Raw genomic sequence first — 12,442 nt, 5'->3', positions numbered from 1 at the left:
CGCAGAGCGAAAAGGAAGAGACCCAGACATGTCCACCAAGCACACGCTCTCCGTTCTCGTCGAGAACACGCCCGGCATCCTCGCCCGGATCGCCGCCCTGTTCTCCCGCCGCGGCTTCAACATCGACTCGCTCGCCGTGGGCGTCACCGAGCACCCCGACATCTCCCGCATCACCATCGTGGTCAATGTCGAGGACCTGCCCCTGGAGCAGGTGACCAAGCAGCTCAACAAGCTGGTCAACGTCCTGAAGATCGTCGAACTCGAGCCCAGCGCCGCGATCCAGCGCGAGCTCGTCCTGGTGAAGGTCCGGGCCGACAACGAGACCCGCTCCCAGATCGTCGAGATCGTGCAGCTGTTCCGCGCCAAGACCGTGGACGTCTCGCCCGAGGCGGTCACCATCGAGGCCACCGGTTCGAGTGACAAGCTCGACGCCATGCTCAAGATGCTGGAGCAGTTCGGCGTCAAGGAGCTCGTGCAGTCCGGCACGATCGCCATAGGGCGTGGCGCCCGGTCCATCACGGACCGGTCCCTGCGGGCCCTCGACCGCAGCGCCTGACGTCGACCGCGCGAGACCGCCGGTCCGCCCGGCGGTCCGACTGACGAGACCCGAAAACTTTCCTCCCGCTCCCCGCCGTACGGTGGGACGCAACACCAGCACCTCAAGGAGAATCCAGTGGCCGAGCTGTTCTACGACGACGACGCCGACCTGTCCATCATCCAGGGCCGCAAGGTCGCGGTGATCGGTTACGGCAGCCAGGGCCACGCCCACGCGCTGTCGCTCCGTGACTCCGGTGTCGACGTCCGCGTCGGTCTGCAGGAGGGCTCGAAGTCCAAGGCCAAGGCCGAGGAGCAGGGCCTGCGGGTCGTCTCCGTCGCCCAGGCGGCCGAAGAGGCCGACCTCATCATGATCCTGACGCCGGACCCGATCCAGGCCCAGGTCTACGAGGAGTCCATCAAGGACCACCTGAAGGAGGGCGACGCGCTCTTCTTCGGCCACGGCCTGAACGTCCGCTACGGCTTCATCAAGGTGCCCGAGGGCATCGACGTCGCCCTGGTCGCCCCGAAGGGCCCGGGCCACCTGGTCCGCCGTCAGTACGAGGAGGGCCGCGGCGTCCCGTGCATCGCGGCCGTCGAGCAGGACGCCACCGGCAACGCCTTCGCGCTGGCGCTCTCGTACGCCAAGGGCATCGGCGGCACCCGCGCCGGCGTCATCAAGACGACCTTCACCGAGGAGACCGAGACCGACCTGTTCGGTGAGCAGGCCGTCCTCTGCGGTGGCACCGCGGCCCTGGTCAAGGCGGGCTTCGAGACCCTGACCGAGGCCGGCTACCAGCCGGAGATCGCCTACTTCGAGTGCCTGCACGAGCTGAAGCTCATCGTCGACCTCATGTACGAGGGCGGTCTGGAGAAGATGCGCTGGTCGGTCTCCGAGACCGCCGAGTGGGGCGACTACGTCACCGGCCCGCGGATCATCACCGACGCCACCAAGGCCGAGATGAAGAAGGTCCTCGCGGAGATCCAGGACGGCACCTTCGCCAAGGAGTGGATGGCCGAGTACCACGGCGGTCTGAAGAAGTACAACGAGTACAAGACCCAGGACGCCAACCACCTCCTGGAGACCACCGGCAAGGAGCTGCGCAAGCTCATGAGCTGGGTGAACGACGAGGAGGCGTAAGCCTTCACGGCGGGGGCCGGACATCGTGTCCGGCCCCTTGCCGCATCGTTGGACACCCCGTCCAACCACGGACGGGTGATCCTTCCAACGAGGCGCATGAACGGCGCCCGCGCACCACTACACTTCTCAACAACATCGCGTCTGGCCCACAGCGTCGTGCGCTTTCACGCGGCAAGCCCCCTCCACCGCCTGCGGCCGTCGGGACGGCCGTCCGCACTGCCTCTGTGAGGACTCACGTGAGCTCGAAACCTGTCGTACTCATCGCTGAAGAGCTGTCGCCCGCCACCGTCGACGCCCTGGGCCCGGACTTCGAGATCCGGCACTGCAACGGCGCCGACCGGGCCGAGCTGATCCCCGCCATCGCCGATGTGGACGCGATCCTGGTCCGCTCCGCGACCAAGGTCGACGCCGAGGCCATCGCCGCCGCCGGGAAGCTGCGGGTCGTCGCCCGCGCCGGTGTCGGACTGGACAACGTCGACGTCTCCGCCGCCACCAAGGCCGGCGTGATGGTCGTCAACGCCCCCACGTCGAACATCGTGACCGCGGCCGAGCTCGCGTGCGGCCTGCTCGTCGCCACCGCGCGCAACATCCCGCAGGCCAACACCGCGCTCAAGAACGGCGAGTGGAAGCGCTCGAAGTACACGGGCGTCGAGCTGAGCGAGAAGACCCTCGGTGTCGTCGGCCTCGGCCGCATCGGCGTCCTGGTCGCCCAGCGCATGTCCGCCTTCGGCATGAAGATCGTCGCGTACGACCCCTACGTGCAGCCGGCCCGCGCCGCCCAGATGGGGGTGAAGCTGCTGGCCCTGGACGAGCTCCTGGAGGTCGCCGACTTCATCACCGTCCACCTGCCGAAGACCCCGGAGACCCTCGGTCTCATCGGCGACGAGGCGCTGCACAAGGTCAAGCCCTCCGTCCGCATCGTCAACGCCGCGCGCGGCGGGATCGTGGACGAGGCCGCGCTGTACTCGGCGATCAAGGAGGGCCGGGTCGCCGGCGCCGGCCTCGACGTGTACGCGAAGGAGCCCTGCACGGACTCCCCGCTCTTCGAGCTCGACCAGGTCGTCTGCACCCCGCACCTCGGCGCCTCCACGGACGAGGCCCAGGAGAAGGCCGGCATCGCCGTCGCCAAGTCGGTGCGCCTGGCGCTCGCGGGCGAGCTGGTCCCGGACGCGGTCAACGTCCAGGGCGGTGTCATCGCGGAGGACGTGAAGCCGGGTCTGCCGCTCGCCGAGAAGCTCGGCCGGATCTTCACCGCCCTCGCGGGCGAGGTCGCGGCCCGCCTCGACGTCGAGGTCTACGGCGAGATCACCCAGCACGACGTGAAGGTGCTCGAACTCTCCGCGCTCAAGGGCGTGTTCGAGGACGTGGTCGACGAGACCGTGTCGTACGTCAACGCCCCGCTGTTCGCGCAGGAGCGCGGTGTCGAGGTGCGTCTGACCACCAGCTCCGAGTCGCCCGACCACCGCAACATGGTCACCGTGCGCGGCACGCTCTCCGACGGCCAGGAGGTCTCGGTCTCCGGCACGCTCGCGGGCCCGAAGCACCTGCAGAAGATCGTCGCGGTCGGCGACTACGACGTGGACCTCGCGCTCGCGGACCACATGGTGGTGCTGCGCTACGAGGACCGCCCGGGCGTCGTCGGCACGGTCGGCCGGATCCTCGGCGAGGCCGGCCTGAACATCGCCGGCATGCAGGTCTCCCGCGCGGAGGAGGGCGGCGAGGCGCTCGTCGTGCTCACCGTCGACGACACGCTGCCGGCCCCGGTCCTCGCGGAGATCGCGGAGGAGATCGGCGCGACCTCGGCCCGCTCGGTCAACCTGATCTGACGCACGCCCGACGCGTACCCGGTCGCTAGACGCTCGTCTTACACAAGCGTCTAGCGGCCGGGTACAGTGCTGTCATGGGACACAAGGAAGACCTGCTCGAAGGCGCCAAGCGCTGCCTCCTGGAGAAGGGGTACGGGCGCACCACGGCGCGCGACATCGTCGCCGCCTCGGGAACCAACCTCGCCTCCATCGGCTACCACTACGGCTCCAAGGACGCCCTGCTCCAGCAGGCCTTCCTGAGCCTCACCGAGGAGTGGGGCGAGCGGGTCGCCGTCCCGGACGGGCGGCGGGAAGCCGAACGCCCTCCGGCCGACCCGTACGAGCGCTTCCGCGCGATGTGGGCGCAGCTCATCGGCGCCGCCGAGGCCAGCCGCCCGGTCTGGAAGCTCCAGACCGAGGTCGTCACCCGCCTCGACGACGACGAGAAGCTGCGCGAGGCGATCAAGGAGCCGCAGCGGGAGGGCCGGCTCGGCATCGCCGAGGGCATGCTCGGCATCGACCCGGAGGCGGACCCGGAGGGGGCCCGGGCGGCCGGACTGCTGCTCCAGGCCCTGGCGACCGGCGTCATGATCCAGTGGATGGTCGACCCGGAGACGGCCCCCAGCGCCGACGACCTCACCGAGGGGCTCAAGGTGCTGATGGAGGGCCGGTAGGGGCCTGGCACCGGCGCTCGGAGGCGGGTCGCCGCGACGTTCAGAGCCGGGCCGACTTCAGGGACATGTGCAGCAGGAGGCGGTCCTCGCCGTTGTCCAGGTCCAGGCCCGTGAGCTGTTCGACCCGGGACAGCCGGTAGTAGAGGGTCTGGCGGTGGATGCCCAGGGCCGCCGCCGTGCGGCCCGCCTGGCCCGCGTTGTCGAGGAACGCCTCGGCGGTGCGGGCCAGTTCGGCGTGGGCGGGGGTGATCAGCGGTGCGACGACGGGGTCGACCTCCGGGTGGTACAGCGCCGCCAGCAGGCGGTACGGGCCGATCCCGGCCCACTCCGCGACCGGGCCGAGCGTCGGCTGGGCCGTGGCGGCGCGGGCCGCCGTGTTGGCCTCGCGCCAGGCCGCCGGGAGCTCCGCGAGGCCCCGGCGGGGGGTGGCGACGCCGGCGGGAGCGGCGGCGCGCAGCCGGTCGGCGGCCGTGTGGGCGGGGGAGAGGTCCTCGACCGTGCGCAGCCGTACGAGGACGGCGAGGGACTCGCCCTCGGGGAGCACGGCGACCGCCGCCGCGCCCGGGACCGCCCGGATCGAAGGGGCCTCGCCCCGCCAGGGGGTCACGCAGACGACGGTGTGCAGACCGTCCGCGCCGGGGCCCAGGGCCACCCTGAGCGCCGCGACGGCCATGTCGCTCTGCCAGCCGCGTCCGGCGGTCAGGGCCGCGGCGAACTCGCGCGAGAGGTCGGCGTCCGCGCGCTCCTCGTCGGCGAGGAGCGCGCCGATCCGGGTGGCGACCTCCATCGCGGCCGTGAGCTGGGCGGGCGTGGGGCCGGGCTCGGCGTCCAGCAGCCAGACGTACCCGAGGACGACCCCCCGATGGCGTACGGGCAGGCAGAGGCGGTCCCGGAACACCCCGGCGTCCGGAGCGGCCGGGATGCGGACGGGGCCCGTCGCCCGGGTGATGCCGAAGCCCTCGAACCAGGCGCGGACCGCCGGGGTCGACTTCCGGGTCAGGATCGACCGCGTCCGGACGGGGTCCATCGCGGTGTCGTCGTCGCTGTCGTGGGCGCCGAAGGCGATCAGCCCGAAGTCGCGGTTCTCCAGCGTCGCCGGTGCGCCCAGCAGCGCGGAGATCTCGTCCACCAGTTCTTGGTAATCGCCCTTCACGGCGCCATTCTCGCACCCGCTCAGACATGTGTATGAGATGCCGTGCACGGATGCGTGACAGCTGTAGATGGCGGACGATCGGAGCGGTCCATAGGTTTCACGGTGGTTCTTCGTGCTGTTCCCGGTTCTTTGCAAAAGACCGGGTAGGGCACCTTTCGTCACCCTGTCCTTCTGGAGGTTCCCGTGCTGGGTCCCGTGATCCTCGCCGCGTCGCGCAGCGACAAGATGCGCCGTCTCGTTTCGGCCGCCCCCGGGACCAAGCAGGTCGTCGCCCGCTTCATCGCCGGCGAGACGGTCGACGACGTCGTCCCGATCGTCTCCGAGCTGAGCGGCCGCGGCCTGGAGGTCACCCTCGACGTCGTCGGTGAGGACATCACCACCGTCGAGCAGTCGTACGCCGCCCGGGACGCCTACCTGGAGCTCATCGGCCGCCTCAAGGAGCTGGGCCTCGGCGCCCGCGCCGAGATGTCCGTGAAGCTGTCGATGTTCGGCCAGTCGCTCGAGAACGGCCACGAGCTGGCCCTCGCCAACGTGCGCCCGGTCGTCGCCGCCGCCGCCGAGATCGGCACCACCGTCACCCTGGACGCCGAGGACCACACCACCCTCGACTCGATGTTCGCCATCCACGAGGAGCTGCGGAAGGACTTCCCGCAGACCGGCTGCGTCATCCAGGCCTACCTCTTCCGCACCGAGGACGACGCCCGACGCCTCGCCGCGAACGGCTCCCGCGTCCGGATCGTGAAGGGCGCCTACAAGGAGCCCGCCTCCGTCGCCCTCCAGGACAAGGCCGAGATCGACAAGGCGTACGTCCGGATCATGAAGATCCTGATGGACGGCACGGGCTACCCGATGATCGGCTCGCACGACCCGCGCCTGATCTCCATCGGCCAGGAGCTGGCCCGCCGCGCCGGGCGCAAGCTGGACGAGTACGAGTTCCAGATGCTGTACGGCATCCGCAGCGAGGAGCAGAACCGGCTCGCCGCCGAGGGCCACCGCATGCGCGTCTACACCGCGTACGGCACCGACTGGTACGGCTACTTCATGCGCCGCCTCGCGGAGAAGCCGGCCAACCTCCTCTTCTTCGTCCGCTCCATCCTCACCAAGGGCTGAGCCCACCTCTCACAAGGAGTATCGAGACTCATGGACGCTGTCACCCAGGTCCCCGCTCCGGTCAACGAGCCGGTGCACAGCTACGCCCCCGGTTCCCCCGAGCGCCTCCGCCTGGAGACCAAGCTCAAGGAGCTGGCCGAGAACCCGCGCGAGCTGCCGATGACCATCGGTGGCGTGAAGCGCCTCGGTGGCGGCGAGGAGTTCAAGGTCGTCCAGCCGCACAACCACAAGGCCGTCATCGGCACCTTCCGCGGCGCCACCGAGCAGGACGCCCAGGACGCCATCGACGCCGCCCTGGCCGCCGCCCCGGCCTGGCGCGCGATGTCCTTCGACGACCGCGCCGCGATCATCCTGCGCGCCGCCGAGCTGCTCGCCGGCCCGTGGCGCGAGACGCTGGCCGCGTCCACCATGCTCGGCCAGTCGAAGACCGCCCAGCAGGCCGAGATCGACACCCCGTGCGAGCTCGTCGACTTCTGGCGCTTCAACGTGGCGTACGCCCGCCAGATCCTCGCCGAGCAGCCGCCGGCGAACTCCCCGGGTGTGTGGAACCGTCTGGACCACCGCCCGCTGGAGGGCTTCGTCTACGCGATCACCCCCTTCAACTTCACCGCCATCGCGGGCAACCTGCCCACCGCCCCCGCCCTCATGGGCAACGTGGTGGTCTGGAAGCCGTCCCCGACGCAGACCCACTCCGCCGTGCTCCTCATGGAGCTCCTGGAGGAGGCCGGCCTGCCGAAGGGCGTCATCAACCTGGTGACCGGCGACGGCATCGCCGTCTCCGAGGTGGCCCTGAACCACCGCGACCTGGCCGGCATCCACTTCACCGGCTCGACCAAGACCTTCCAGCACCTGTGGAAGACGGTCGGCAACAACATCGAGAAGTACCGCTCGTACCCGCGGATCGTCGGCGAGACCGGCGGCAAGGACTTCGTCGTCGCCCACCCCAGCGCCGACCGCGCCGTCCTGAAGACGGCGCTGACCCGTGGCTCCTTCGAGTTCCAGGGCCAGAAGTGCTCCGCGTCCTCCCGCGCCTACGTCCCGGCGTCGATCTGGAACGACGGCTTCAAGGAGGAGTTCGCGGCCGAGGTCGACGGCATCGCCATGGGTGACGTCACCGACCTGTCGAACTTCATCGGCGCCGTCATCGACGAGCGCTCGTTCGCCAAGAACAAGGCGGCGATCGACCGTGCCGCGGCCGACCCGAGCTGCACGATCATCGCCGGTGGCACCTACCACGACTCGGTGGGCTACTTCGTCCGTCCGACCGTCATCGTCTGCGACGACCCGGAGAACGAGGTCTTCAAGGCCGAGTACTTCGGCCCGATCCTGGCGGTCCACGTCTACGAGGACGACAAGTACGACGAGATGCTGACCCAGATGGAGTCGGTCTCGGACTACGCCCTCACCGGCTCGGTCATCTCCGGCGACCGCGCGGCCGCCGCGTACACGATGGAGAAGCTCCGCTTCGCCGCGGGCAACTTCTACATCAACGACAAGTCGACCGGCGCCGTCGTCGGCCAGCAGCCCTTCGGCGGCGGTCGCGCCTCCGGCACCAACGACAAGGCCGGCGCCCCGCAGAACCTGATGCGCTGGACGCTGACCCGCGCCATCAAGGAGACGCTGGTCCCGCCGACCGAGTACGGCTACCCGCACATGGGCTGACGCCCCCGCCTCGTGGAGGCTCCTGATCACCGCCCCCCTCCTGGCCCCCCAATCCAGGACGGGGGCGGTTCTCATGCGTTAGCCTGACGGGGCGTCGGCATGGGGACGCGTTCCAGACCTTGGGGTCCCGGCAACACCCAAGGGGAGCGAAGGGCTCTCACGAACCCACCTGCGGCGATGCGTGGTTGTCAGGATGTACGTGCGCCCTCAGTGATCGTGCCGGGCAGGGTCACGGGGAGACGTATGTCCAAACGACAGAGCAATCGGAAGCGCGCGGCCACCGTGTGCAGTCGTGCGACCGGTATGGGGTACAACCTCTGCCTCACCTCGGCGGCGGAAGGCCTCGTTTCACTGCGTCGGCCTGTTCCCGACGCCGCCACGGCCGAGCAGAGGTGCTTCGAGGCCCGTGTCGCGCACACCCTGGCGGATGCTCTCCGCGACCGGCAGCTCGACAGTGCCGTCCTCGGGCTGCGGGGAGTGCGGCTGGAGGGCGAGCGGATCACGTTGTGTCTCCATCCGGTCATGGCGAGGCGGATGCTGGCCGATCTCCTCCCCGTGTTCGACGCGGACTACGGCGGTCTGCGGGGAGTGGCCGGTCTGCGGGTGCGCCGTCGTGCCGGTGACTGGTTCCTGGCTGACGCCGGGTCCTCCGCCCGTCTACGGCTGGAGGGGCTGGACGTCCGGGGCGGGCCGGTGCTCCCGGCCGTCGGAGAAGGGCTGTCCCCGGTCTGGCGGGACGAGCCGGACCGGCTCTCGCGCGCCGAGAGCGACGAGCTCGCCGACTGGAACACGGACGGCGGACTCCACTGGACCCCCGGGGCCCGGGACCTGCTTTTCAGCAGGGTCCTTCGCAGGCCCCTGTTGATCAACCGCGCCGGTTCCTCGCACGGGTGGGTCAACACGTACACCCACCACCACCACGACATCGTTCTCGAGTGGTGCTGCGGCATGCCGGCCGGGGAGCTGGCCGCCGCCCTGCGCGGCAGCGGAATCGAGACCGGGACCGAGTCGATCGACTTCCGACCCGCCTTCGCCCGCGAGCCTCATGAGGAGCGGATCGACCTGGGGGACGCCAGCGTCGTCCTCCGCTGTCTGAACCCGTCATGGTGCCGCGACGGCGATGCGGCGGACCGCGACCGGATCGCCGCGACCAACCTGCGACGGTACCTGTGAGGGGGGACGTGGTGTTCGCGCTGGTGGTTCTCGCCCTGGGGGTGCTGCCGGCGGTGGCCCGGACCGTCCGGGACCTGCTCATCGTCCGTCACGTACGGGCGATGCTGTCCGACTGCGCCCCCTCCGAGCGCGTCCGGGTGTGCCTTCGGCTGGCCGGGGCCCTGGGCCCCGGCCCGTCTCCGTCCGCCGGGCCGGAGAGCGGGTCAGGACAGGCGGCGCCCCAGGAAGTCGCCGATCAGTGAGGCGATCTGCGGCGCGTGGGTCTCCAGGGCGAAGTGGCCCGTGGGCAGCAGGTGGACCTCGGCGTCCGGGAGGTCGCGGCGGAAGGCCTCGGCGCCGGCGGGGACGAAGACCTGGTCGCCCTCGCCCCAGACGGCGAGGAGGGGGACCCGGGAGGTGCGGAAGTACTCCTGGAAGGCCGGGTAGAGGGCGAAGTTGGAGCCGTAGTCGGCGATCAGGCCCAGCTGGATGTCGTCCTGGCCCTCGCGGGCCATCAGGGCCGCGTCGTGGTGCCAGGCGTCGGGGCTGAGCAGGTCCCGGTACGCGGCGGGGACGCCCGTCTCGTACTGCCACCGGATGCCGTCCAGGGAGCGGATGGCGCGGACCGGCCCCTCGGTCTCGGGGGTGCGCTCCTCGATCAGGGCGAGGACGGGGGCCCAGGCCTCGGCGCCGAGTCCCTCCTCGTAGGCGTTGCCGTTCTGGGTGACGATCGCGGTGATCCGCTCGGGGTGGGCGAGGGCGAGGCGCAGGCCGATGGGGGCGCCGTAGTCCTGGATGTAGAGCGCGAACCGGTCCAGGCCGAGGGCCTCGGTGAACTCGGCGGTGAGCGCGGCCAGTCCGGCGAAGGTGTAGTCGAAGTCGGCGGCGGAGGGTGCGGCGCTGCGGCCGAAGCCCAGGTGGTCGGGGGCGATGAGCCGGTGGGAGCCGGCGAGCAGGGGGATCAGGTCGCGGAACATGTGCGAGCTGGTGGGGAAGCCGTGCAGCAGGAGCAGTACGGGGGCGTCGGCCGGTCCGGCCTCGCGGTAGGCGATCTCGTGGCCCCGGACGGTGACGGTGCGGTGGTGGGTCGGCAGCACGGACATTGTTCTAACCCCTCATTTGTCGCTCACCGGTTATGGGGCGACTCAATCAGGAGCGAACCTAACCTGTCAATGGTTATTCAGCGGTTAGGTGTCTGTGGGGGGGGCATCGCCGCCCACGGCGCCGTCGTGCGGCGCCGGGCGCTCCACCGGGGGTGCCCGCACCGCGTCGGACGCGTGGAAGGGGTCGCCGTCCGGCGGGACCGCCGACGGCGGGACCGCCGACGGCGGGGGCTCGGCGGCGGGGTGACGGCCGGGCCGGAGCGGGTGACCGACGGGGCGTACGCCTTCGGGGCGCTCGGCGCCTCCGCCGAGGGGGCCGCGCTCTACCGGGCGCGCGGCCGGCGGCTCCGCGAGGGACGCCTCGAAGCGCTCGGGCCCGGGGGTCGTCCGCCCCGCCGAGGAGGGGGAGGGCTTCGTCCTCCTGCGCCCCGCCGGTGGAGGAACCCTGCCGGGCCCCGCCGTCCCGCCGGCCTTCGACCGGCGGGACGGCGACGTGACGTGAGGACGCGTCAGCGCCGGTCGGTGGCCTTCTTCCGGGCGTCGCCCGCCGCCGTCTCCAGGCGGGAGGTGTACACGGCGGAGAGCGACGAAACGACGGCGACCGCGATCGCGAGCCCGGAGGGCCCGATCCCTCCGGCGAGGAACGAGGTCAGCGCGCCGCCCACCAGGACGCACCACACCGCGAGCGCCGCCTTGCCCCGGCGGCTCAGGAACAGCCACCGGTGCGGGGCTGCCGGCGGCGCCTCCACGGCGCCCGCCGGCCCGGCCGTCGCCGCGCGCGGCCGCTTGAAGTAGCCGTACACCAGCCACTCGCCGCACAGCTCCCAGCCCTCCGGCGTGAGCTCGTCGAGGACGCGGGCCCGCCTGCGCCCGGTGATCACCTCGCGGCGGTACTCCCAGGCGAGCGCGACCCCCGGCGCGCGGCGGCAGACGAAGCGGCCGAGGGAGTCCAGGCCCTCCACCTCCCAGCCCTGGGCGCCGTGGACGTCCAGCATCCGGCGGTCGTTGAAGAGGTCGGCGGTCCACGTCCAGTGCTCCGCCGCCCCGTCCGGCTCCCCGGGGGCCGGGACCGGCCCGCCCAGCCGGGCCGCGAAGCCCTCGGCCGGCCCGAACTCCTCCTCCGGGGAGGTCCCCGTCTCCGCGAGGTGCCCGCGCAGCTCGTCGGTCGTCCGCGCGATCTGCTCCTCGGGCACCCCCGCGGCGCGCAGCGCGTCGGTCAGCTCGGCGAAGTAGGCGTCGGTGGTCATGATGCGGTTCCCCCTGCGTGCAGTTGCGTCCGTACGGCCCGGTGGAACTCCGACCAGGCCTCGCTCTCGGCCGTGAGGTGCGCCCGGCCCGGGTCGGTGAGCCGGTAGTAGCGGCGCCCGGGCCCGCGCTCGGCGGCGCGGAACTCGGCCTCCACCAGCCCGGCCTGCTCCAGGCGGTTCAGTACGGGATAGAGCGTCCCGCCCTTGATCTCGCCCAGGCCCGCCCCGTCGAGCGCCTTCGCGATCTCGTACCCGTAGCTCTCTCCGTCGGTCAGGCAGGAGAGGACGAGCAGGTCGAGGACGCCCTTGAGCCAGCTGGATCTGCGGTCTGCGGCCATGGGCACATCAGATCACTACCTAGGTAGGAAAGCAATCTAGGTAGGCGAACCGTGCGGCACGGAGGGTGCGGCGCCGTCTCAGATAGTAGGAAGTCCGAGTAACTGTGGAGACAGATGCGGAAGCCTGCCCTAGCTTTGTAGGAGCCGAACGTCTCGCTTCATCAAGCGAATGGCGGCCGAGAGCGCGACGCCCTGCGCAGGCAATCCCTGTGGCGGCGCTCCCCGCCCCTTCCGGCGCCTTCGATCACCACTGATCTCCGCACGTCCGGATCACCACTGATCTCGAGGAGTCGATCCCCCATGGCCGCTCAGACCGCCCGCCGCGTCCGCCACTCCGCCAACCGTCCCAGCGACGAGGCCCGCCAGAACGCCGCCGCCGCCCTCCAGCGGGCCCTCGACCGCCGCGACAACGGCGGCTCCACCGGTCACTGATCCCGCCCCGGATCCCGTCCCGCGACATGGCGCTTCGTCCACATGGCGGACGGAACGTGTCAGACGATGGGACGAAGAGTAGGGTGCCGAC

At 71.0% G+C, this 12,442-nt stretch carries 13 protein-coding genes; 8 read left to right on the top strand and 5 right to left on the bottom strand.

Annotated features, from left to right (window positions below):
- The first annotated feature begins 28 nt into the window (after window positions 1–28).
- The 4 genes from ilvN to IE180_RS00140 all read left to right on the top strand — a co-directional run bounded on the left by ilvN (window position 29) and on the right by IE180_RS00140 (window position 4,154).
- Window positions 29–556: an acetolactate synthase small subunit gene (ilvN, locus tag IE180_RS00155; RefSeq protein WP_030222540.1), complete on the top strand. Its 528-nt coding sequence runs from the start codon at window positions 29–31 to the stop codon at window positions 554–556.
- A gap of 117 nt (window positions 557–673) precedes the next feature.
- On the top strand, window positions 674–1,675 hold the full coding sequence (gene ilvC, locus IE180_RS00150) for a ketol-acid reductoisomerase (RefSeq protein WP_123455533.1): 1,002 nt from the start codon (window positions 674–676) through the stop codon (window positions 1,673–1,675).
- Between the two features lie 236 nt (window positions 1,676–1,911).
- A complete protein-coding gene (gene serA, locus IE180_RS00145) occupies window positions 1,912–3,501 on the top strand; it encodes a phosphoglycerate dehydrogenase (protein WP_190154661.1) in 1,590 nt (529 codons plus the stop codon).
- 74 nt (window positions 3,502–3,575) lie between these two features.
- Complete coding sequence (locus IE180_RS00140) at window positions 3,576–4,154, top strand: TetR/AcrR family transcriptional regulator (RefSeq protein ID WP_190154660.1); 579 nt, start codon at window positions 3,576–3,578, stop codon at window positions 4,152–4,154.
- Between the two features lie 40 nt (window positions 4,155–4,194).
- Here the strand turns inward: IE180_RS00140 and IE180_RS00135 are convergent, their stop codons facing one another.
- Window positions 4,195–5,307: a PucR family transcriptional regulator gene (locus IE180_RS00135; RefSeq protein ID WP_190154659.1), complete on the bottom strand. Its 1,113-nt coding sequence runs from the start codon at window positions 5,305–5,307 to the stop codon at window positions 4,195–4,197.
- Window positions 5,308–5,490: 183 nt separating this feature from the next.
- On the opposite strand from IE180_RS00135, the gene IE180_RS00130 reads away from it, so the two are divergent.
- Together IE180_RS00130 and pruA are read left to right on the top strand one after the other, a co-directional pair.
- Window positions 5,491–6,417 (top strand): proline dehydrogenase family protein, encoded by a 927-nt coding sequence (locus IE180_RS00130; protein ID WP_190154658.1) that lies wholly within the window; start codon window positions 5,491–5,493, stop codon window positions 6,415–6,417.
- A 30-nt stretch (window positions 6,418–6,447) separates the two neighbouring features.
- The gene (gene pruA, locus IE180_RS00125; RefSeq protein WP_190154657.1) at window positions 6,448–8,079 is read left to right on the top strand and encodes an L-glutamate gamma-semialdehyde dehydrogenase; all 1,632 of its coding nucleotides are present in this window, start codon (window positions 6,448–6,450) and stop codon (window positions 8,077–8,079) included.
- A 348-nt stretch (window positions 8,080–8,427) separates the two neighbouring features.
- Here the strand turns inward: pruA and IE180_RS00120 are convergent, their stop codons facing one another.
- Window positions 8,428–8,595, bottom strand: coding sequence for a hypothetical protein (locus IE180_RS00120; RefSeq protein ID WP_190154656.1), 168 nt, complete (start codon window positions 8,593–8,595; stop codon window positions 8,428–8,430).
- Between the two features lie 6 nt (window positions 8,596–8,601).
- Between IE180_RS00120 and IE180_RS00115 the strand changes: the two genes are divergently transcribed.
- Window positions 8,602–9,252, top strand: coding sequence for a hypothetical protein (locus IE180_RS00115; protein ID WP_190154655.1), 651 nt, complete (start codon window positions 8,602–8,604; stop codon window positions 9,250–9,252).
- Window positions 9,253–9,455: 203 nt separating this feature from the next.
- Here IE180_RS00115 and IE180_RS00110 read toward each other — a convergent pair whose 3' ends face one another.
- The 3 genes from IE180_RS00110 to IE180_RS00100 all read right to left on the bottom strand — a co-directional run bounded on the left by IE180_RS00110 (window position 9,456) and on the right by IE180_RS00100 (window position 11,919).
- Complete coding sequence (locus tag IE180_RS00110) at window positions 9,456–10,334, bottom strand: alpha/beta fold hydrolase (RefSeq protein ID WP_190154654.1); 879 nt, start codon at window positions 10,332–10,334, stop codon at window positions 9,456–9,458.
- 509 nt (window positions 10,335–10,843) lie between these two features.
- A complete protein-coding gene (locus IE180_RS00105; protein WP_190154653.1) occupies window positions 10,844–11,581 on the bottom strand; it encodes a hypothetical protein in 738 nt (245 codons plus the stop codon).
- Window positions 11,578–11,919 carry a PadR family transcriptional regulator gene (locus IE180_RS00100; RefSeq protein WP_190154652.1) on the bottom strand — a complete coding sequence of 114 codons (342 nt, stop codon included), beginning with the start codon at window positions 11,917–11,919 and terminating at the stop codon, window positions 11,578–11,580. Before IE180_RS00100 ends, IE180_RS00105 begins: the two co-directional genes overlap by 4 nt.
- 300 nt (window positions 11,920–12,219) lie before the next feature.
- On the opposite strand from IE180_RS00100, the gene IE180_RS37055 reads away from it, so the two are divergent.
- Entirely contained in the window at window positions 12,220–12,351 is a 132-nt protein-coding gene (locus IE180_RS37055) for a hypothetical protein (protein ID WP_256341282.1), read from the top strand.
- The last annotated feature ends 91 nt before the right edge of the window (window positions 12,352–12,442 follow it).

The organism is Streptomyces litmocidini (assembly GCF_014649755.1).
GTDB lineage: Bacteria > Actinomycetota > Actinomycetes > Streptomycetales > Streptomycetaceae > Streptomyces > Streptomyces litmocidini.
The sequence above is the reverse complement of the archived record's forward strand: the minus strand, read 5'-3'. Positions and strand labels throughout refer to the sequence as shown.

What these genes read in the sequence shown, in the direction of transcription:
- ilvN (WP_030222540.1), top strand. Translation starts at nt 29, where the DNA reads ATGTCCACCAAGCACACGCTCTCCGTTCTCGTCGAGAACACGCCCGGC.
- IE180_RS00140 (WP_190154660.1), top strand. Translation starts at nt 3,576, where the DNA reads ATGGGACACAAGGAAGACCTGCTCGAAGGCGCCAAGCGCTGCCTCCTG.
- pruA (WP_190154657.1), top strand. Translation starts at nt 6,448, where the DNA reads ATGGACGCTGTCACCCAGGTCCCCGCTCCGGTCAACGAGCCGGTGCAC.
- IE180_RS00120 (WP_190154656.1), bottom strand. Translation starts at nt 8,595, where the DNA reads ATGGAGACACAACGTGATCCGCTCGCCCTCCAGCCGCACTCCCCGCAG.
- IE180_RS00115 (WP_190154655.1), top strand. Translation starts at nt 8,602, where the DNA reads ATGGCGAGGCGGATGCTGGCCGATCTCCTCCCCGTGTTCGACGCGGAC.
- IE180_RS00110 (WP_190154654.1), bottom strand. Translation starts at nt 10,334, where the DNA reads ATGTCCGTGCTGCCGACCCACCACCGCACCGTCACCGTCCGGGGCCAC.
- IE180_RS00105 (WP_190154653.1), bottom strand. Translation starts at nt 11,581, where the DNA reads ATGACCACCGACGCCTACTTCGCCGAGCTGACCGACGCGCTGCGCGCC.
- IE180_RS00100 (WP_190154652.1), bottom strand. Translation starts at nt 11,919, where the DNA reads ATGGCCGCAGACCGCAGATCCAGCTGGCTCAAGGGCGTCCTCGACCTG.
- IE180_RS37055 (WP_256341282.1), top strand. Translation starts at nt 12,220, where the DNA reads ATGGCCGCTCAGACCGCCCGCCGCGTCCGCCACTCCGCCAACCGTCCC.